A 19,129-nucleotide genomic window follows, 5' to 3' on the forward strand; every position below is an offset into this window, starting at 1 on the left:
AGAGGGGCGTGGACGGCGGATCGGACCATGCACGCAGCCGAGCACCGCAATGTCAACATCCCGTTCGGTATCCGAGGTCGAAGCGTTCCGCCGCCCACCCGGTGTCCCCCGGCCCACTTGACCCGCCCTCGGGACGGGCCGAGGATCACGCCATGGAACGACGACACGCCTGGGAACGACGACTTCTCACCCGTACCGTCGACGGCGTCCTGCGGATGAGCGCCCAGCGTGTCCCCGACCGGATCGCCGTACGGTACGCCGACCGCGCATGGACCTATGCGGAACTGGACGCCGCCGTGACCACCGCGGCCGCCGTGCTGCGGGAGCGGTACGGGCTGGCCGAGCGCGCCCGGCTCGCGACCTACGGCCACAACTCCGACGCGTATCTGATCGCCTTCCTGGCCTGCTCGCGCGCCGGCCTGATCCATGTGCCGGTCAACCACCACCTCACCGGCGAGGATCTGGCGTACATCCTGGAGCAGTCCGGGACGTCCCTGGTCCTCACCGACCCCGGCCTCGCCGACCGCGTCCCGGACGGCTTCGCCCGTAAGGCGCTACGCGACACGGACGACTCGCTCCTGACCGCGCTCGCCGAGCCCGACACGTACGACACCGACCGCGACGCCCGAGAGTACGTCCAACTGCTCTACACCTCCGGGACCACCGCCCTGCCGAAGGGCGCGATGATGACCCACCGCGCGCTGGTCCACGAGTACGCCAGCGCCATCGAGGCGCTCGACCTGCACGAGGACGACAAGCCGGTCCACGCGCTGCCGCTCTACCACTCGGCGCAGACGCACGTCTTCCTGCTGCCCTATCTCGCGGTCGGCGCGGAGAACACCATCGTCGACGGACCCGATCCGGCCGTGCTCCTCGACCTGGTCGAGGAGGGCCGCGCCGACAGCCTCTTCGCCCCGCCGACCGTCTGGATCGGCCTGTCCCAGCACCCGGACTTCACCGCCCGCGATCTGTCGGCCCTGCGCAAGGCCTACTACGGCGCCTCGATCATGCCCGTGCCCGTTCTGGAGCGGCTGCGCGAACGGCTGCCCGGACTGGGTTTCTACAACTGCTTCGGACAGTCCGAGATCGGCCCGCTCGCCACCGTCCTCCGGCCCGACGAGCACGAGGGCCGGATGGACTCCTGCGGCCGGCCGGTCCGCTTCGTCGAGGCCAAGGTCGTCGACGAGAACGGCGAGGACGTCGCCGACGGCACCCCCGGCGAAGTCGTCTACCGCTCACCGCAGTTGTGCGACGGCTACTGGGGCAAGCCCGAGGAGACCAAGGAGGCGTTCCGCCACGGCTGGTTCCGCTCCGGCGACCTCGCGGTACGCGACGCCGAGGGCTATTTCACCGTCGTGGACCGGGTGAAGGACGTCATCAACTCCGGGGGAGTGCTGGTCGCCTCCCGCCAGGTCGAGGACGTCCTGTACACCCACCCCGGTGTCGCGGAGGCCGCCGTCGTGGGGCTGCCCGACGAGCGCTGGATCGAGGCGGTGACGGCGGTGGTCGTACCGCGCGGGGAGGTGACCGAGGCCGAACTCCTCGACCACGCCCGGGAGAGGCTCGCCCACTTCAAGGCGCCGAAGAGGGTGCTCCTGGTGGACGAGCTGCCCCGCAACGCCAGCGGGAAGATCCTCAAGCGGGAGCTCAGGGACCGCTTCGCGGCGCTCTCCGATCAGGAGTCCTGAGCCCGCAGGTCCACGATCCGCCTGATCTTGCCCACCGACCGCTCCAGCGTCTCGGGGTCGACCACCTCGACCCCGACGGAGACCCCGATTCCGTCCTTGCACGCCACCGCGATCGCCCGGGCCGCCTCGGCGCGCTGCTCGGGCGTCGCCCCGGGCCGGGCCTCGGCGCGCACGGTCAGGGCGTCGAGCCGCCCCTCACGGGTCAGCCGCAGCTGGAAGTGCGGGGCGATCCCCGCCGTACGCAGCACGATCTCCTCGATCTGGGTGGGGAAGAGGTTCACCCCGCGCAGGATCACCATGTCGTCGCTGCGGCCGGTCACCTTCTCCATCCGCCGGAACACCCTTGCCGTGCCCGGCAGCAGCCTGGTCAGGTCCCGTGTGCGGTAGCGGATGACGGGCATGGCCTCCTTGGTGAGCGAGGTGAACACCAGCTCGCCCTCCTCGCCGTCCGGCAGCACCTCGCCCGTGAACGGATCGACGATCTCGGGATAGAAGTGGTCCTCCCAGATGTGGAGGCCGTCCTTGGTCTCCACGCACTCCTGCGCCACCCCCGGGCCCATGACCTCCGACAGTCCGTATATGTCGACGGCGTCGATGGCGAACCGCTCCTCGATCTCCCGCCGCATCTCCTCCGTCCACGGCTCCGCGCCGAAGATGCCGACCTTGAGCGAGGTGGTACGGGGATCGACCCCCTGGCGCTCGAACTCGTCGAGGAGCGTGAGCATGTACGAGGGCGTCACCATGATGATCTCGGGCTCGAAGTCCTGGATCAGCCGGACCTGGCGGGCCGTCATGCCGCCGGAGGCGGGGATGACCGTACAGCCGAGCCGCTCCGCGCCGTAGTGGGCGCCGAGGCCGCCCGTGAACAGCCCGTACCCGTACGCGACATGGACCCGGTGGCCGGGGCGGCCGCCGGCCGCGCGGATCGAGCGGGCCACCACGTCCGCCCAGATGTCGAGGTCGCCGTCGGTGTAGCCGACCACCGTCGGGCGGCCGGTGGTGCCGCTGGAGGCGTGGAGGCGCCGGACGCGCGACCGGTCGACGGCGAACATGCCGAAGGGGTACTGGTCGCGCAGGTCCGTCTTGGCCGTGAACGGGAACCGCGCGAGGTCCGCGAGCGAGTGGCAGTCCTCGGGGCGCAGCCCCGCCTTGTCGAAGGACCGCCGGTAGAAGTCCACGTTCTCGTACGCGTGCCGGAGCGTGGCGCGCAGCCGCTCCAGCTGGAGGGCCTCCAACTCCTCACGTCCGAGTCGCTCGCCCCGGTCCAGCAGCTCCGTCATGCGCCGTACTCCGTCCCGTCCTGTGCCGCCGCCCGTGACGTGAATCGGGCGACCGATCATTCGGTCGATGCGTTGCGGGATCAGTAAATCCGGCCGGGCCCCGTCCTTGGCAAGGGGGCGGAACGGGTTTTTGTACGCGTACGCCTGCTCGAACGGCGGAGCGCGCGAGGTGCCGGAGGGGCGCTCCCTCCCGACCGCGTGCTCCGGGACGGCCGCGCCAGGTGCATATGACAGCGGCAACGATGCGTTACATCTGTACGCGCAGAGTGACGAAAGTCGAAAGCTTCAGAACGGAGCCCCCATGTCGGTCGACACAGAGCCGGCGGCCGCCCCGGCGCCCGCCCCCTCCGCCGAGGTACGCCAGGTCCAGATCAGCCTCAGCACGGCGGCGGCGCGCAACCTCGCGACCACCACCAAGTCCGAACCCCAGATGCAGGGCATCAGCTCCCGCTGGCTGCTGCGCAAACTGCCCTGGATCCACACGCCCGGCGGCACCTACCGCGTCAACCGGCGGCTCTCGTACGTCGTCGGCGACGGCCGCGTCACCTTCGTCAAGAGCGGCTCCAAGGTCGAGGTCATCCCGGCCGAACTCGCCGAACTCCCCCTGCTGCGCGGCTTCGCCGACCCGACCGCGCTCGGCGCGCTCGCCGACCGGTTCGTCCAGAAGGAGTACGAGCCCGGCCAGGTGATCGTGCACTCGGGCAAGAAGGCCGACCACGTCTATCTCATCGCGCACGGCAAGGTCGAGAAGATCGGCACCGGAAAGTACGGCGACGAGACCCTGCTCGGCCGGCTCGGCGACGGCGACACCTTCGGCGGCCAGGTCCTCGCCGGCGACGGCAAATGGGAGTTCACCGCCAAGGCCGCGACCGGGGTGACGATCCTGGCCCTGCCCCAGACGGCGTACCAGGCCGTCGCGGACCAGTACGAGAACCTGCGCGCCCATGTCCAGGGCCTGGGGGCCAACGGATTCCACCGGCCCACCAACAGGGCGGGGGAGGCCGCCATCGAGCTCAGCGCCGGCCATGTCGGCGAGGTCCCGCTGCCCGGCGCCTTCGCGGACTACGAACCCAGGCCGCGCGAGTACGAACTGAGCGTCGCCCAGACCGTGCTCAAGGTGCACACCCGCGTCGCCGACCTCTACAACCAGCCGATGAACCAGACGCAGCAGCAGCTGCGCCTGACCATCCAGGAGCTCCGCGAGCGCCAGGAGCACGAGCTGGTCAACAACCGGGAGTTCGGGCTGCTCCACAACACCGACTTCGACCAGCGCATCCAGACCCACTCGGGACCGCCCACGCCGGACGACCTCGACGACCTGCTGAGCATGCGCCGCGGCACCCAGTACCTCTTTGCCCACCCCCGGGCGATCGCCGCCTTCGGCAAGGAGTGCAACAAGCGCGGGATCACCCTCGGCTCGGTGGACGTCGACGGCCACCACATCCCGGCCTGGCGCGGGGTGCCGATCCTGCCCTGCGGCAAGATCCCCGTGACCGAGCACCAGGTCTCCTCGATCATCGCCATGCGCACCGGCGAGACCAACGAAGGCGTTATCGGCCTGCACCAGACCGGTCTGCCCGACGAGATCGAGCCGGGCCTCAACTGCCGGTTCATGGGGATCGACGAGCGGGCGATCATCTCCTACCTCGTCTCCACCTACTACTCCGCGGCCGTACTGGTCCCCGACGCGATCGGGATCCTGGAGAACGTCGAGGTGCGTCCGCGTGCCTGACCGTCACCGTCCGGTGCGCCGGCCGCGCGCGTACGGGGGCTGAGCCGTGTCCGTGCTCTCCCGCATGGCCGCCGCGGCCGGCTCCCACGACGTGGCGGCGCTGATCGACGCGGTGCTCTCCGACCCGGTACGACCGGGGAGGCCCGAGCTGCTCGGGCCTCCCGAGCCGACCGCGTCGCTCGACCCGGCCCCGCCCTCGCCTTCGCCCGCGCCCTCCGGCGGGAGACGGCTGAGGCTCGCCGTGACACGGCTCGCGCCGGGCCCCACGGGGCTGGGAACCTCGGCCGCCCGTGTCCTGATCCCGCGCTCTCCCCTCTCCTCTGTCTCTCCTGTCTCCGGCGGATCAGCCGCCCCGGGGACCGAGGCGCCCGGGGCGTCCGGCCCACCGGTGCCCACCGTCCCCGCGCTCGGTGGGCCCACCGGTCTCGGCACCTCCGCGGCCCGCCTCGCCGAACGCGTGGGCACCGGCGCGGCCGCCGGGCCCGCCCCCGCCACCCCGGCCACGGGCACGCCCCCGCCCAAGGGCGTGCCGACGCTGTACTGCCCGCCCGCGGCACGCGACGACCCCGCCCTGGGCGAACTGGTCAACGAGCGCCTGGTCCTGTGGGCGGAGGAGGTCGGCATCTACCCCGGCCACCTCGACAAGGTCCGCTCGGCGAACTTCGGCCGGCTGATGATGCTCGCGCACCCCGAGACGGACGACCCGGAGCGGCTCCTCGCGGCGGCCAAGTGCGGTCTGTCCGAATGGGCGGTCGACGACCACATCGTCGACTGCGAGGTGGAGGAGGCCCGGCACGAGGTGCTGGGCCAGCGCCTCGCGATCTGCCACTCGGTGATCGACCAGGCCCAGCTCCCGCTGCGCTACGCCCCCCAGCTGGAGGAGGCGGTCCGCAAGGACCCGGTGGCGATGGCCCTGCGCTCCGCCCTGGCCAATCTCACCGGATTCGCCTCGACGACCCAGGTGCGCCGGCTCCGTCACGAGCTGGCCATCATGTTCGTCGCGTACAACCAGGAAGGCGTCTGGCACACCACCGGGCAGCGACCGCCCGTCTGGGAGTACCTGACGCACCGCCACGAGAACAGCTTCGTCCCCTGCATGGTCCTGGTCGACGCCATCGCCGGCTACGAGGTGCCGATGGCGGAGTTCTCCGACCCCCGAGTGCGCCGCGTGTTCAATCTGGCCGGCACCGCGACGGTCCTGATGAACGATCTGTACTCGATGGGCAAGGAAGACCCCACGGACTTCAGCCTGCCCATGCTGATCGCCTCCGAGGAGCGGTGCTCCATGGAGGAGGCGGTCGAACAGAGCGTCCTGATCCACGACGAGCTGATGCACACGTACGAGGCCGAGGCGGCCGCCCTCGCCCGTACCGGCTCCCCGCAGCTGGCCCGCTTCCTGGCCGGAACGTGGGCCTGGGTGGGCGGCAACCGTGAATGGCACGCCGGCAGCGCCCGGTACCGCGGCACGGACTGACGCCGTACCGCCCTCCGCCCCCACAGATCCCTCCCCCGAACCATGTGAGGAACCCCGCGCATGACCACGTCCACGCCATCCGCCGTGCTGCGAACGCCCTACCAGGAGTCCGTGGCGCGCTACTGGAACACCCACCAGCAGGACCCGGTGAACCTGAGACTCGGCGAGATCGACGGGCTCTACCACCACCACTACGGCATCGGCGACTACGACCCCTCGGTCCTCACCGGCCCGGAGGACACCCGCGACGCCCGGATCATCCAGGAGCTCCACCGCCTGGAGACCGCCCAGGCCGACCTGCTCCTCGACCACCTGGGCGAGCGCACCCCGAACGACCGGCTCCTCGACGCCGGCTCCGGGCGCGGCGGGACCAGCATCATGGCCGAGCAGCGCTTCGGCTGCCAGGTCGACGGCGTGTCGATCTCCGAGTACCAGGTCGACTTCGCCAACGCGCAGGCGGAGAAGCGCGGCGTCGCCGACCGGGTGAGGTTCCACTTCCGGAACATGCTGGACACCGGCTTCGCCACCGCTTCCCGCCAGGCCGTCTGGACCAACGAGACCACGATGTACGTGGACCTCTACGAGCTCTTCGACGAGTTCTCGCGGCTCCTGGTCCGCGGCGGCCGGTACGTCTGCGTCACCGGCTGCTCCAACGACGTCACCGGTCTGCGCTCCAAGGCCGTCAGCCGTATCGACGAGCACTACACCTGCAACATCCACCCCCGCAGCGCCTACTTCAAGGCGCTCGCGGAGAACAACCTCGTGCCCATCGAGGTCATCGACCTGACCGCCGCCACGATTCCGTACTGGGAGCTGCGGGCGCGGTGCTCCGTGGCCACCGGGATCGAGGACCCGTTCCTGACCGCGTACAAGGAAGGCAGCTTCCACTATCTGATGATCGTCGCCGACCGGGTCTGACCCTTACGGCGCAGTGTGGTGCCCCGGGTGGACGCCCGGGGTTTCCACCTCGCACCCCGTGCCCCACCATGACGGACATGCCCGTTCTGCGCCGTTCTGCTGCCACCGCCCCCCGGCCACGCCCGTGTGCAGGGGCTTCCCGCATGCCCTCCCACGCCGCCGCGACCACCGTCGCGGAGACCCCCGAGAGCACCGCACCCGCCCCCGCACCCGCGAAGGCCGCCCCATGACCACGACTGTCACCGCCGAGTCCGCCGATGTCCCCCAGGTCCACTTCTGGGCCGTGCCCGACCTCACCGGCCTCGACTTCGACCCCCTGCTCGCCCGGCTGCTGCACGAGGACCCGGTCACCCGCGTCCGCCTCCCGCACGGCGAGGGCCACGCCTGGCTCGTCACCCGCTACGAGGACGTCAAGTTCGTCTCCGTCGACCCCCGCTTCAGCCGGCAGGCCGTCTGGGGACGCCAGGTCACCCGGCTCGCCCCCCACTTCATCCCGATGGACGGCGCCGTCGGCTTCGCCGACCCGCCCGACCACACCCGGATGCGCCGCGTGGTCGCCCGCGCCTTCAGCGCCCGCGCCCTGCGGTCCCTGCGCGACCACGCGCAGGCCACCATGGACCGCCTGCTCGACGCGATGGAGGAACACGGCGCCCCCGCCGACCTCATGGCGATGGTCAACCGGCCCTTCCCGCTCGCCATGGTCAGCGAACTCATGGGCGTGCCCGAGGACGACCAGCCGCTGATGGCCCACTGGTCCGACACGATCATCTCCGCCGGCGCCGGCCACGACGCCAGCGAGAAGGCCAAGGCCGAGATGGGGCAGTACTTCACCGACCTCATCGGCCGCAGCCACGGCACCGGCAAGGAGACCCTCGTCGCCGTCCTCGCGGACGCCGTCGACGACGCGACCCTCGACGAGCACGAGGCCGTCGGCCTCGCCGTCCTCATCCAGATCGGCGGCGGGCACGCGGTACGCAACAACAGCGCCAACATGGTGTACGCGCTCCTCACCCACCCCGACCACCTCGCCCGGCTGCGCGCCGAACCGGACCTGCTGCCCCAGGCCGTCGAGGAACTCCTGCGCTACATCCCGCACCGCAACGCCGTCGGCCTGTCCCGCATCGCCATGGAGGACGTCGAGGTCGGAGGCGTGCTCATCCCGCGCGGCGACCCCGTCTACGTCTCCTACCTGACCGCCAACCGCGACCCGGACGTCTTCGCCGACCCCGAGCGGCTGGACTTCGACCGCGACTACAACCCCCATGTCGCCTTCGGCCACGGCCCGCACTACTGCCCGGGCTCCGCCCTGGCCCGCATCGAGTCCGAGATCCTCCTCGACTCGCTGTGGAAGCGTTTCCCGGGACTGCGCCTCGCCGTGCCCGAGACGGAGATCCAGTGGCAGCGCGGCGCCCTGATCCGGGGCCCCGAGACCCTGCCCGTGACCTGGTGAAAGGACGTACAGCCGGATGACAGCCATTCAGGCGCGCGACGGGCTCGTCGTGCCGCCCGGACACGGGAAGACCCTCACGACCGCCGCGCAACGGGTCACCTTCAAGGTCACCGGGGAGCACACGCCGACCGCCTCCACCTTCGAGGTCGAGGTCCCGCCCGGGTTCGACGTCGGCGCCCACACCCACGGCCACAGCGAGGAACTCTTCTACGTCCTCGAAGGGGAGCTGGACGTCCTCGCCTTCGAACCGCTGGTGCGCACCCCCGACCGCTGGCGCGACTGGGAGTCCGCCTCCGGCGAGCGGGCGGTGCGGGCCACCCCCGGCACCCTGATCCTCGTACCGCCGGGCTGCCCGCACGCCTTCGCCAACCCGACCGGCGAGCCCGCGCGCATGCTGTTCCAGGCGTCCCCGCCACCGGACCACGAGCGGTACTTCGAGGAGCTGATGGAGATCCTCGGCTCCGGCGGAGAGGTCGACCACGCGGCCGTGGAGGAGCTGCGCCGCCGCTACGACATCGAACAGCTCACCCCGCTGCGCCACTCCCCGGTGTAGCGGGAAGCGCGATCGCGGCCGCCGGAGCCCCGAAACTCGTTTGCGGGCTCCGGCGGCCGATGCTGAAGTGCCCCCATGGACTGCCTCGATCACCAAGCGGTACGCGCCCTGTACGACCGGCAGCTGCGGCTCGGCGCCCACCCCGAAGGCCCCGGCGTCAGCGTCGAACGAGACGGCCGGGTCGTGCGGCGGACGGGGCCCGCGCACACCTGGAACGGGGTCCTCTGGTCAGGACTCGGCGAGACCGACGCCGACGCCGCCATCGCCGGGCAGATCCGCCACTACACCGAGCACGGCCGCACGTTCGAGTGGAAGGTGTACGGCCACGACGGCCCGGCCGACCTCGCCGAACGGCTCCTCGCCGCCGGGTTCACCGCCGAGGACCAGGAGACCCTGATGGCCGCCGAGACGGCGGCGCTGTCCACCGCCGTGGAGCTGCCCGAAGGGGTGGAGCTGCGGCCCGTCACCGACGCGGCCGGGGTCGCCCTCGTGACCGAGGTCCACGACCGCGCCTTCGGCGGGGACAGCGCGCACATCGGCCGCCAGCTCCTCGACCAGCTCGCCACCGCCCCCGACACCGTCGCCGCGGTCCTGGCCATGGCCGGGCAGGAGCCGGTCAGCGCCGCACGCCTGGAGCTCTACCCCGGCACCGACTTCGCCGGACTCTGGGGCGGCGGCACGGTCGAAGCCTGGCGGGGCAGGGGCCTCTACCGCGCCCTGGTCGCCTTCCGCACCCGCCTCGCCGCCGAGCGGGGCCACCGCTACGTCCAGGTCGACGCGGCCGACACCAGCCGCCCGATCCTCCAGCGCCTGGGCTTCACGGCCCTCACCACGACGACCCCGTACGTCTACGTGCCGGAGCCCGTCTAGCGGGCCCAGTGCGAGGGGCGGTCGAAGCCGGCGGGGAGGCGGGTGGCGGCGTCGCCCCGGGCCGCGTTCAGCTGGGGCTGGGTCAGGAAGAGCGCGCCGGTCAGATCCGCGCCCGACAGGTCGGCGTCCCGCAGATCGGCGCCGATGAGGTCGGCCAGGGAGAGATCGGCGCCGCTCAGATCGGCGGCGATCAGCAACGCCCCGCGCAGGTCGGCGCCGCGCAGCTTCGCGCCGCGCAGCCGGGCGCCGATGAGGTCGGCGCCCCGCCGGTTCTTGGTCTTCCCGCCGGCCGCCGCCCGGACCAGCGCGCTGGTCCTCAGCAGCAGCGGGTTCACCTCCGCCCGCACCGGTGCCACGTCCAGCTTCTCCAGGGCCTGCACCGTGCCCCGGGTCAGCTCCTCGACCCGGTTGAGCGCCGCCCGCAGGCCGGCGTGGACGGGCCGGGCGGCCGGCAGGGCGAGGGCCTCCGTGAGATAGCGCAGCAGTTCGTGGAGCTGGCGCATCACGGGGAAGACCTCGTACATCCGGCGCGCGCTCTCCGGCGCCTCACGCCACGAGACCCCGCCGAAGGTGACCTGCGAGACCTTCTGGCCGGCGCCGAAGCAGTCGTACACGGTGCAGCCGGAGTAGCCGCTCGGCCGCAGCCGGGTGTGGATCCCGCAGCGGAAGTCCTCCTGGAGGTTCCGGCAGGGATCGCCGGAGGACTTGTCCGCCGCGAAGTCCGCCGACCTGGCGAAGGGGAGAGCGACACAGCACAGCCCGAAGCAGTTCGCGCAGTCGCCGCGCAGGGTGTCGGGCATGGTGGTGCTGATCCTTCGTCGCCAGGGGTGGGGTCACCCCACCGTATCGCGCTGTGGGCGAACCCCGTTGCGGTGATCGTCGGGGAGCGCCGAGGATCGGCCCCGCCTCGTCCTGCGGCGCGGCCCGGTCGACCGCCCGGACGGCCCCCTCGGCTTCGACTGGGCGGATCGCGGCGACCGACGCCCAGCTGAACGACCCGGACCCGCCCTGGCGCGAGGGCCCGGCCGCCGTCACCGCTCCCACCCTGGTGCTCGGCGGCGGACGGGAGAGCCACCTTCCGCAGGAGCAGCAGGCGTGGACGGCCGACCGCATCCCGGACGCCCGGCACGTCACCATCGAGGCCGGCCACCTGATCCACGCGTCGCGTCCGGCGGAGTTCCTCGACGTTCTGCGCGAGTTCGGGGTCTGACGGAAATCCGGTTGATGGCCGGTGCCGGCATGGCTACCGTGCCTCGGGTGACGAGCCCGGAGTCGGACAGAACCGAGCCGCCGGTCACTCGGCGGCGCCGCGTGGTCTGACCGAGGACCGATCAGGTCCTCGGCCGGCTTCGCCGTGAGTGACCGGCGCGCGCTCCGTGCGTCTGGTCCGGTTTCTGCTCCCGCCCCCTGCGACAGGTGACGTGGTGCGACGTCCAGCGCGCGGATGTTCATGTCCGCACCTCTCACGCTGGAGCCGTTCCCGTGCCCCTGTTCCTCTACGTCCTCGGCCTTGCCGTTTTCGCGCAAGGGACCTCCGAGTTCATGTTGTCCGGCCTCGTACCCGGTATCGCCCATGACCTGTCCGTACCGGTCGGAGCCGCCGCGAGCCTCACCTCCGCCTACGCCGTCGGCATGATCGCCGGAGCGCCGGTGATGGCCGTGCTGAGCGCGCGATGGCCACGCCGTCGGGCGCTGGCCGTCTTCCTGACCGCCTTCGTCGTCGTGCACGTCGTCGGCGCCGTCACGGCCGACTTCGCCGTGCTGTTCGCGACCCGCGTCGTCGCCGCGATCGCCAACGCCGGGTTCCTGGCCGTGGCGATGACCGTCGCGAGCAGCGTCGTGGCGCCCGCCAGGCGGGCCCGGGCCACCGCCATCCTGCTCTCGGGAGTCACGCTGGCCTGTGTCGTCGGCGTACCCGCGGGTGCTCTGCTCGGTGGCTGGGCCGGATGGCGTTCGGTCTTCTGGGCCGTCGCCGCGCTGTGCCTGCCCGCGCTCGCGCTCGTCCTGCGGTCGGCGCCCGCCGACGCCGCCGGTCGGCACGGCGTCTCGGTCGGGCGGGAAGCGCGCACGCTGCGGTCCCGTGCGGTGAGGTCGGCACTGGTCCTCGCGATCCTGGTCAACGCGGCGACGTTCGCGACCTTCGCCTATCTGGCCGTCGTCGCCACCGACGTGGCGCGGCTGTCGGCGGGCGCGGTCCCCGGGCTGCTCGCCGCCTTCGGCATCGGCGCCCTCGCCGGCGTGCGGACAGCGGGTCGTTCCGCCGACGGCCGGCTGGGCCGGGGCATGATGCTCGCCCTGTGCGCTCTGCCCGCGGGCTGGGCGGTGCTGGCCCTCGCGGGGACGCACGCCGTGCCCCTGTTCCTGCTGACGACGGTCCAGGGCGGGCTGTCGTTCGGGATCGGGTCGGCCCTCGTCCACCGCGTCCTGCGTGTCGCCGCCGACGCGCCCTCGCTGAGCGGGGCCTTCGCCACCGTCGCGCTGAATGTCGGTGCGTTCGCGGGGCCGCTGCTCGCCGGCGCCGCGACGGAGACGACGGGGGACCACCGGGACGCGGTGTGGGTCAGCGCCGCCCTCGCCGCCACGGCGGTCGCCGTCGCGGCCTGCGCCCACCGGGACACCGGCGCCCGGACCGCCGTGACCCCGTCAGCACCACCCCAGTAGTCGCTCCTGTGGCGTCGTCATGGGCGCACCCGGCCGCGCCGCCCCGGCGGCGGGCCGGGATCACCGGACAGGTGCGCGCCGGATGCGGTCGGCCAGCACCAGGTGGACGGCGCGCGCAGGGCGCTCGGACACGCGTACGGAGGGGGCGCGCGGTTCTTCTCCCTGTGGCTCGTCGCGGACCGGCCCCCCACGGTGTGAGGTCTGTCCGGCCCCGGTGCCGCTCGCTACGCTGAGCCGGGACGACGACCATGCGGGATGCGGGAGGAGCACGGACGTGGCGGAGAGCACCACCACCCAGCACGCCTTCGCGGGCTGGGACAAGCCGGAACTCGACCTCAGCAACGCCGACTGGCGATCGGGGAGCCAGGGCGCGGGAGACGTCCAGATCGCCTTCGTCGAGGGCTTCATCGCGATGCGCAACGGAGGACGGCCGGAGGCCCCGTCGCTGATCTTCTCCCCGGCGGAGTGGCGGGCGTTCGTGGTCAACGCGCGCGAGGGCGAGTTCGACCTGACCTGACACCCCGTCACACCCGCCGGCGGTCCCACGCCACCTAGGGTGGTGATCATGAGTGCAGAGCGTGATCTGACCCGGCTCGTCGCCGGGATGCGGCCGGAGCTCAACCCCGGCCGCTATGTCTTCGTCACCGTGGACGGCCCCGTCCCGGCGGGCCTCTCCCCGGTCGCCACCGTCGCCGAGACCGAGGGGCTCACCCTGGTCGTACGCCAGGAGGAGGCCGACCGGGCCGGCCTGGCGTACGACTACGTGGCGGGATGGATCACGCTGCGGGTGCACTCCGCGCTCGACGCGGTGGGGCTGACGGCGGCGGTCGCCCGGGCACTCGCCGACGCGGGCCTGAGCTGCAACGTCGTGGCCGGTTTCCACCACGACCACCTCTTCGTCGAACACGCCAGGGCCGAGGAGTCGTTGGCCGTGCTGCGCCGGCTCGCGGAGCGCGCCTCCCGCACCTCCGTGTGACGGCCGCCGACGCCCCCGGACACCACTCTGCGCGACCGCGCCGCCGCTACCGGTCACCGTCGGAGGGGTCGGCGGGCCCGCCGCCGGGGCGTCGGGCCGCGGGCCGGAACGGGCGCGGAGGCGGGCGGCGCCGGACCCGCCCCGGCGCGCCGTGTCGCGCGCCCGGGCACGTACCATGGCCGTATGTCCTTCCTCCGCCGCCGCAGCGCCGCCACACCCGCGGGCCCGGACTTCGACGTCCTGGCCATGGACCCGGGGGACTGGCCCGGCAACCTCGGCGCCGGCCTCCTCCCCGCCCCCGACGGCACCTGCCAGGGCGTCTTCCTGCGCTACGACCTCTTCGGCGGCCGCGGCCCCGCGATGATCATCGGTAACCTCCCGGAGGGCTCCCCGGCGCGCGAGCTGGGCGACGGACAGATCCCCTTCGAGGTCGCGCAGCTTCTCGCGGCCCTGGAGAACGACGAGCCGGTCGAGGCCCTGGAGACCGAGGACATGCCGGTGATGCAGGGCGACAACCTGCTGATCGTCCGCCGCGTCAAGCTCTCCGAGAGCCGGATCTCCTGCGTGCAGTTCGACCGCAGCGACAACGTCCTGGTGACGATCGCCAGTTGGGACCGGCCGATCACGGACGACCTCTACGCGCTTCTCAAGCCGCTGCCGGCCGAGCTGTTCCAGCAGGGCTGACGGGGGAGCGGGGGCAGATGAGCGCGCGCGTCGACAGCTGGATCTGGGCGGTACGCCTCACCAAGACCCGTTCGCAGGCCGCCGCGGCCTGCCGGGCCGGGCACGTCAAGGTCAACGGCGAGCGGGCCAAGCCCGCCCAGCCCGTGAAGCCCGGTGACGAGGTACGCCTCTTCCACGGCGGCCGGGAGCGGATCGTCGAGGTGAAGGAGCTTTTCACCAAGCGGGTGGGCCCGCCGGTGGCCGCCACCGCCTATGTCGACAACAGCCCGCCGCCGCCCCCGCGCGAGCACGTCGCCCTGGCGGGCGTCCGCGACCGGGGCGCCGGGCGTCCGACCAAGCGCGAGCGCCGTGAACTCGACCAGCTGCGCGGCCACCGCCCGGTCTGACCGACGCCCGGCGTGGATGCGGACGTAACGGCCGAGGCCCGGCGCGGGCGGGATTCTTGACCCCCAGGGCTCGGCAGGGCGCCGGGGTCTCCGGCGCCCTGCCGACCGCGCGCTACGGCGTGTACAGCGCCGCCAGCCGCGCGGCCGAGGTGCCGACCCCCGTCGGGCCGCGTCGCGCCAGCGCCGTACCGCTTCCGGTGTGGACGTCTTCGGCACGGTAACGGCGCACGCCCTGGTGCCAGTTGAGGATGCCGGCCAGCCAGTCCTCCAGCTCCCGCACATACGCCTCGAACGCCGCGCGGCCCGCGTCGTCCAGGGCGAAGTCCTCGTACAGCATGGGCAGTTCGTACTTCTTCACATGCTCGAACTGGCGCAGGCGCCCCCGCATCAGGTCGTCGACCATCGCCACGGCGGTCGGATAGTCGCAGTCGAAGAACTTCTGGAGCACCAGCACGCCGTTGTGCACCTCGCCCTCGACCTCGATCTCCTTCTGGTACGAGATGAGGTCGTTCAGGAGGCTGGCGTAGTCGGCGGCCGAATTCTCCAGGGCGCGGACCGTGCCGGAGCGGTAGACGGCCGGCGGCAGCCCGTCGGCGTGCCGCAGCCGGCACAGCGACATCGTCAGATCCGAGCCGAAGGTCAGCCGGCGCATCTCGATGTAGTCCACCGGATCGGGCACCCGGTGCTGCGCCTGGTTGTGCAGCTCCCACATCCAGCTGTCCAGCATGGTGTCCATGGCGGCGCGCAGCTGGGCTCGGGCCTCGGGCCCCATCGGCTCCGCCGTGCGGGCCCACAGGTCGGCCAGCGCCCGCTCCATCGGGCTCACGGCGAGCGCCCGCCCGGCCGCCGGATCGGCCTGCGGCATGCACGCCTTGAGCCGTTCGGTGCACTCCTTGGCGCCGAGCAGATTGCGCGGCCGGCCGAAGACGAGCGGGTAGTAGTCGTCGCCGTACGTACCCCAGGTCAGCCACTCGGCGCTGAGCTCCAGCTCCTCCAGGGTGGCGTCCGGGTCGAGCCCCGCCGAGCACAGCGCGAGGTCGAAGCCGTCCATCATCGGACGGTCCCAGATGTCGTCCAGGAGCCCCATCCGCTCCGCCCAGTCCTCCGAACGGCGCTTCGCCTCCTGATGGTGCGGGCTGAGCGACAGAGGGTAGGGCAGGTCGAACTCGGGCAGCAGCGACGGCCCCACCTTCTGGTGCGGCACATGGGAGAGCGAGCGCAGCCGCGAGGCCGCCGGCCGGCCGAACAGCGTCCTGATGTCGAGGGCCGACGTGCCGAGCACCCCGTCGAGGTGCGAAGGCCCGGCCGGCGCCAGACCCTCGTTCATGTAGCGGCTGGAGCGCATGTGCCACTCATGGCCGCCCGACTGCCAGTCCTGGAGTCCCTTGGCGTACGCCGCCACGGCCGCCGTCTCCCCCGGGCTCAGCCCCTTCTCCAGACAGAGCCCCGGCACTTCGGTGAGAGCCGTGTTCTCGAACTGCTGCAACCGCGAGGTCAGCAGGTCGTTGACGGCGTCGGCGGCCTCCTGTGTCGTACAGCCCAGGAACTTCTCCAGCACGAGGACGCCGTTGCTGTTCTCTCCCTCGTCCTCCACCTCGCGCTGGTACGAGAAGAGGTCGTTGCGCAGATGCACCGCGTCCGAGAACGCGTCCCGCAGCACCCGCAGCGGGCGGGAGTGGGCCACCTGCTCGGGGACCTCGGCGCCGGCCGCGTACTCGACGAGCCCGGCCGACCAGGGTGCGCCGCCGACCTTGCGGCGCATCTCGATGTACTCGACGGGGTTGGCGATCCGCCCCTCGTTGATGTTGTCGAGCTCCCACAGCGACTCGTACAGCAGATGCTCGGTGGCCTCGGCGAACCGGGACCGCCAGGCCGGCGACATGGACGGGACCGTGCGCGTCCACAGGTCGGCGAGCCCCGCCTCGACGGGATTGACCGGCTCGGGCGTCGCGGCCGTCGGGTCCATCGGCATGAACAGCGGCAACCGGTCCAGATACGCCTTGCCCCCGGGCCGGTCCTGGGTGCGCTTGAAGGTCTCCAGGAAGTGGTCGTCGAAGAAGAAGACCCAGGTGTACCAGTCGGTGACCAGCGACAGCGCCTCGGCGTCACAGTCCGGGTGGGTGTAGGAGCACAGCAGCGCGTAGTCGTGGGACTCGAGGTCGTGCTCCTCCCAGATGCCGGAGCCCTCCAGCATCCCCATCGACCGCGCCCACTCCCTGGTGTGCGTGCGGGCGGTCTCCACATGGGGATTGAGCCGCGCCGGATACGGGACATAGAAATCCGGCAGTACGAAGGGCTGAGCCATGCGTGCGGTGCCTCTCGCTGAGGACGGGCGATGTCCGTCGAGCCCTACCCTCCGTACGAGGCGCCCACGCCGCACCCGTATTAGTCATACCAACGCCGAGGGGTGTCGCCGGGCCTCCCGCCCGGCGACACCCCGAGACCTTTCCCCGTCACCGGCCTCAGGCGCGGGAAACCCGCACGTCGGCGGCCTTCACGAAGGCGACCCGGTGCCCGAACTGGATCTCGTGGTACTCCTCCTGGCCTCGCACGACCTTGTGTCCCGTCGGATCGAACACCGGCGCGAAGTAGTACTCGCCCGGCGTGCGGCCGCCCACCACGTACCGCTGCCCCGCGAGCAGCTTGTACGGCAACGGCGACACCGACTGGACCGGGACACCGGCCGGATACGCCGACGCCTCCGGATAGGCGCGCCCGTACACCGGGATCTCCGCGGCACCGTCCTTCGGGGTCAGCACCCACCCCCGCGCGCCGACCGCCGTCGGCTCCGCCTTCGGGTTGTGGAACCACGCCTTCTGCCCGAGGTACCAGATCGCCGTCCAGTCACCCCGGCGCTCCGCCACCGCGTACTGCTGGCCGGTCGACGCCCGCGCCCCGGTGTCGTTCACCCCGGTCGTCGAGTCCTGACCGCCCGGCCGCAGACCGACGTCGTTCACCAGCGGGGCGTCCGCGCCCGGCGCGGTGTGCAGCCGGACCGCGCCGCTGCCGTGCGGGGCGCACGCCTGGCCGGCCTTCACACAGCCGGTGTACACCGGCTGGTGCTCGGCGTACTCCGGCCGGATCGTCACCACCCCCGCGTCCGGGCCCGCGCTCGGCGTGAACGGACGTCCCAGCAGGTGGAAGTAGTGCGCCCAGTCCCAGTACGGGCCCGGGTCCGTGTGCATGCCCCGGATCGTCGAGGCGACCGTGCCCGGCACGTTGTCGTGGCCGAGGATGTGCTGCCGGTCCAGCGGGATGTCGTGGAGCTTGGCGAGATGACGCACCAGGCGCGCCGACGTCCGGTACATCGCCTCCGTGTACCAGGAGTCGGGCGAGGTCAGGAACCCCTCGTGCTCCAGACCCACCGACTTGGCGTTCACGTACCAGTTCCCCGCGTGCCAGCCGACGTCCTTGAGCGGCAGATGCTGGGCGATGTGCCCGTCGGACGAACGCAGCGAGTACTGCCAGGACACATACGTCGGGTCCTGCACCAGCTTCAGGGTGACGTCCCAGGCGGCCTCGGTGTCATGGACGATGATGTAGTCGATGGACTGGGACGCGGGCCGGTTCGCCTTGTCGTGGTTGCCGTAGTCCCCGTCACCGAACTCCTTGTACGGCGCCGGGATCCACTCGCAGGCGACCGTCCGGGGGCACTCCGTCCCTCCGGCCTCGGCGGTCCGCAGCCCGAGGGACTCCACCTGCCCGGTCGCGGGGGCGATGTCCGCGTCGGCGGCCAGCGTGACCACCTGACCGCTGTCGGTCGTACGGGTCTCACCGCCGCGGATGATGTCGTACACGTCGTTCGCGTACGTCGTCGCGGTCGCCCTGTCGTCCGCGCCGGAGTAGCGCGCCACCGCCCCGAACCAGTCGGCCGGGTCGGCGCTGAGCGGCCGGCCCGACTCCCGCTGGGCCGCGGCGAGCAGCGCGGCCCCGCCCTCGATGTTCGCCGCGGTGCTCGTCCGCAGCTCCTCGGCGGGGATTCCCGACAGGGCCGCCGCACGGTCCAGGGTCTTCAGGCGGGCGGGGAGATCGGCGGCCGTCGGCAGCGGGGTCCGCGCCTCCGCGCCATGACGAGGGGTACGGGAGTCGTCGCCGCGCGCGTCCTCCTCCCCGTGCGAGTGGTGCGGGGCCTGGGCGAGCGCGGTCACGGCGTCCGTCAGGTGCATCGGGCCGTAGCCGCCCGTCACACTCGGCGCCCCTCCGTGCCCGTCCCACCGCGACTGGAGGTACGACACGGCGAGGAGGAGGCTCTCCGGCACGCCCTGGCGGGCGGCGGCCGCCGCGAACTGGCGCTGGAGCGAGGCAGGCTCCCGCGGTTCGGCGGTGGCGGAGGGGGCGGCGACGAAGAGGGGCGACAGCAGAGCGGCGGACGCCATGGCGCACACCGCTCCAGGGACACGTCTGCGTGCGGCGGAACGGTGCAAGGCAGCCTCCGGAACGGGGGAGTGAGGGGCGTG

The 19,129-nt window shown here is 72.2% G+C and carries 17 protein-coding genes; 13 read left to right on the plus strand and 4 right to left on the minus strand.

The window, feature by feature from the left end:
* Positions 1–152 precede the first annotated feature (152 nt).
* Positions 153–1,688: a fatty acyl-CoA synthetase gene (locus ACWDX6_RS26560; RefSeq protein WP_451487406.1), complete on the plus strand. Its 1,536-nt coding sequence runs from the start codon at positions 153–155 to the stop codon at positions 1,686–1,688.
* Here the strand turns inward: ACWDX6_RS26560 and paaK are convergent.
* Entirely contained in the window at positions 1,676–2,968 is a 1,293-nt protein-coding gene (paaK, locus tag ACWDX6_RS26565; RefSeq protein ID WP_451487407.1) for a phenylacetate--CoA ligase PaaK, read from the minus strand. The two genes, ACWDX6_RS26560 and paaK, sit on opposite strands and share 13 nt — an antisense overlap.
* Before the next feature lie 301 nt (positions 2,969–3,269).
* On the opposite strand from paaK, the gene ACWDX6_RS26570 reads away from it, so the two are divergent.
* The 6 genes from ACWDX6_RS26570 to ACWDX6_RS26595 all read left to right on the plus strand — a co-directional run bounded on the left by ACWDX6_RS26570 (position 3,270) and on the right by ACWDX6_RS26595 (position 9,965).
* Positions 3,270–4,700, plus strand: coding sequence for a family 2B encapsulin nanocompartment shell protein (locus ACWDX6_RS26570; protein ID WP_451487408.1), 1,431 nt, complete (start codon positions 3,270–3,272; stop codon positions 4,698–4,700).
* A gap of 46 nt (positions 4,701–4,746) precedes the next feature.
* Positions 4,747–6,174 (plus strand): family 2 encapsulin nanocompartment cargo protein terpene cyclase, encoded by a 1,428-nt coding sequence (locus ACWDX6_RS26575; RefSeq protein WP_451487409.1) that lies wholly within the window; start codon positions 4,747–4,749, stop codon positions 6,172–6,174.
* Between the two features lie 60 nt (positions 6,175–6,234).
* Entirely contained in the window at positions 6,235–7,092 is an 858-nt protein-coding gene (locus ACWDX6_RS26580; RefSeq protein WP_451487410.1) for a geranyl diphosphate 2-C-methyltransferase, read from the plus strand.
* 226 nt (positions 7,093–7,318) lie between these two features.
* Positions 7,319–8,542, plus strand: a complete 1,224-nt coding sequence (locus tag ACWDX6_RS26585) for a cytochrome P450 (protein WP_451487411.1) — start codon at positions 7,319–7,321, stop codon at positions 8,540–8,542.
* 16 nt (positions 8,543–8,558) lie between these two features.
* Positions 8,559–9,095 (plus strand): cupin domain-containing protein, encoded by a 537-nt coding sequence (locus ACWDX6_RS26590; RefSeq protein WP_451487412.1) that lies wholly within the window; start codon positions 8,559–8,561, stop codon positions 9,093–9,095.
* 75 nt (positions 9,096–9,170) lie between these two features.
* Complete coding sequence (locus tag ACWDX6_RS26595) at positions 9,171–9,965, plus strand: GNAT family N-acetyltransferase (RefSeq protein ID WP_451487413.1); 795 nt, start codon at positions 9,171–9,173, stop codon at positions 9,963–9,965.
* On the opposite strand, the gene ACWDX6_RS26600 is transcribed toward ACWDX6_RS26595, so the two are convergent.
* Entirely contained in the window at positions 9,962–10,765 is an 804-nt protein-coding gene (locus ACWDX6_RS26600; protein ID WP_451487414.1) for a pentapeptide repeat-containing protein, read from the minus strand. The genes ACWDX6_RS26595 and ACWDX6_RS26600 overlap by 4 nt on opposite strands.
* 53 nt (positions 10,766–10,818) lie before the next feature.
* Here ACWDX6_RS26600 and ACWDX6_RS26605 point away from each other — a divergent pair, with 53 nt between their 5' ends.
* The 6 genes from ACWDX6_RS26605 (at position 10,819) to ACWDX6_RS26630 (ending at position 14,672) form a co-directional block, all read left to right on the plus strand.
* Entirely contained in the window at positions 10,819–11,175 is a 357-nt protein-coding gene (locus ACWDX6_RS26605; RefSeq protein ID WP_451487415.1) for an alpha/beta fold hydrolase, read from the plus strand.
* Positions 11,176–11,447: 272 nt separating this feature from the next.
* The gene (locus ACWDX6_RS26610; RefSeq protein WP_451487416.1) at positions 11,448–12,626 is read left to right on the plus strand and encodes a Cmx/CmrA family chloramphenicol efflux MFS transporter; all 1,179 of its coding nucleotides are present in this window, start codon (positions 11,448–11,450) and stop codon (positions 12,624–12,626) included.
* Between the two features lie 274 nt (positions 12,627–12,900).
* The gene (locus ACWDX6_RS26615) at positions 12,901–13,143 is read left to right on the plus strand and encodes a DUF397 domain-containing protein (RefSeq protein WP_403294098.1); all 243 of its coding nucleotides are present in this window, start codon (positions 12,901–12,903) and stop codon (positions 13,141–13,143) included.
* Between the two features lie 48 nt (positions 13,144–13,191).
* Positions 13,192–13,602: an ACT domain-containing protein gene (locus tag ACWDX6_RS26620; protein ID WP_451487417.1), complete on the plus strand. Its 411-nt coding sequence runs from the start codon at positions 13,192–13,194 to the stop codon at positions 13,600–13,602.
* 183 nt (positions 13,603–13,785) lie between these two features.
* The gene (locus ACWDX6_RS26625; protein WP_451487418.1) at positions 13,786–14,286 is read left to right on the plus strand and encodes a hypothetical protein; all 501 of its coding nucleotides are present in this window, start codon (positions 13,786–13,788) and stop codon (positions 14,284–14,286) included.
* 17 nt (positions 14,287–14,303) lie between these two features.
* Entirely contained in the window at positions 14,304–14,672 is a 369-nt protein-coding gene (locus tag ACWDX6_RS26630; protein ID WP_451487419.1) for an RNA-binding S4 domain-containing protein, read from the plus strand.
* A 112-nt stretch (positions 14,673–14,784) separates the two neighbouring features.
* Here ACWDX6_RS26630 and ACWDX6_RS26635 read toward each other — a convergent pair whose 3' ends face one another.
* Positions 14,785–16,977: a terpene synthase family protein gene (locus ACWDX6_RS26635; protein WP_451487420.1), complete on the minus strand. Its 2,193-nt coding sequence runs from the start codon at positions 16,975–16,977 to the stop codon at positions 14,785–14,787.
* A 157-nt stretch (positions 16,978–17,134) separates the two neighbouring features.
* On the minus strand, positions 17,135–19,048 hold the full coding sequence (locus ACWDX6_RS26640) for an N-acetylmuramoyl-L-alanine amidase (RefSeq protein WP_451487421.1): 1,914 nt from the start codon (positions 19,046–19,048) through the stop codon (positions 17,135–17,137).
* Positions 19,049–19,129: the final 81 nt, after the last annotated feature.

It is taken from the genome of Streptomyces sp. NPDC003027 (genome assembly GCF_053591435.1).

Coding starts and splice junctions, on each gene's coding strand:
- ACWDX6_RS26560 (WP_451487406.1), top strand. CDS start 153: ATGGAACGACGACACGCCTGGGAACGACGACTTCTCACCCGTACCGTC.
- paaK (WP_451487407.1), bottom strand. CDS start 2,968: ATGACGGAGCTGCTGGACCGGGGCGAGCGACTCGGACGTGAGGAGTTG.
- ACWDX6_RS26570 (WP_451487408.1), top strand. CDS start 3,270: ATGTCGGTCGACACAGAGCCGGCGGCCGCCCCGGCGCCCGCCCCCTCC.
- ACWDX6_RS26580 (WP_451487410.1), top strand. CDS start 6,235: ATGACCACGTCCACGCCATCCGCCGTGCTGCGAACGCCCTACCAGGAG.
- ACWDX6_RS26585 (WP_451487411.1), top strand. CDS start 7,319: ATGACCACGACTGTCACCGCCGAGTCCGCCGATGTCCCCCAGGTCCAC.
- ACWDX6_RS26590 (WP_451487412.1), top strand. CDS start 8,559: ATGACAGCCATTCAGGCGCGCGACGGGCTCGTCGTGCCGCCCGGACAC.
- ACWDX6_RS26595 (WP_451487413.1), top strand. CDS start 9,171: ATGGACTGCCTCGATCACCAAGCGGTACGCGCCCTGTACGACCGGCAG.
- ACWDX6_RS26600 (WP_451487414.1), bottom strand. CDS start 10,765: ATGCCCGACACCCTGCGCGGCGACTGCGCGAACTGCTTCGGGCTGTGC.
- ACWDX6_RS26620 (WP_451487417.1), top strand. CDS start 13,192: ATGAGTGCAGAGCGTGATCTGACCCGGCTCGTCGCCGGGATGCGGCCG.
- ACWDX6_RS26625 (WP_451487418.1), top strand. CDS start 13,786: ATGTCCTTCCTCCGCCGCCGCAGCGCCGCCACACCCGCGGGCCCGGAC.
- ACWDX6_RS26630 (WP_451487419.1), top strand. CDS start 14,304: ATGAGCGCGCGCGTCGACAGCTGGATCTGGGCGGTACGCCTCACCAAG.
- ACWDX6_RS26635 (WP_451487420.1), bottom strand. CDS start 16,977: ATGGCTCAGCCCTTCGTACTGCCGGATTTCTATGTCCCGTATCCGGCG.
- ACWDX6_RS26640 (WP_451487421.1), bottom strand. CDS start 19,048: ATGGCGTCCGCCGCTCTGCTGTCGCCCCTCTTCGTCGCCGCCCCCTCC.